This is a genomic window from Dolichospermum planctonicum, from assembly GCF_005402965.1.
In the GTDB taxonomy this organism is placed as follows: domain Bacteria; phylum Cyanobacteriota; class Cyanobacteriia; order Cyanobacteriales; family Nostocaceae; genus Dolichospermum; species Dolichospermum planctonicum.
In genome coordinates this window covers 1-247 of sequence record NZ_BJCF01000187.1, presented here as the reverse complement: position 1 = coordinate 247, position 247 = coordinate 1, and the positions used below count along the sequence as shown (strand labels likewise).

Annotated in this window: 1 pseudogene; it reads left to right on the top strand. The window is 43.3% G+C overall.

The features are described from left to right. Nucleotides 1-247: pseudogene (locus FFO06_RS20975) on the top strand (calcium-binding protein); the annotation flags it as partial.

Genomic DNA, 247 nt, shown 5'->3' with positions numbered 1-247 from the left:
GGTAATGATACAATTAATGGTGGTGCAGGGAACGATAGCATTACGGCACGTGGTGGTAATGATACGATTAATAGCGGTGCTGGGAATGATAGCATTAATGCAGGTACTGGGAACGATACCATTAATAGCGGTGCTGGGAATGATAGCATTAATGCAGGTACTGGGAACGATACCATTAATACTGAAGATGGGAACGATAGCATTAATGCGGGTGATGGTAATGACACTATTGATGCAGGTAATGGAG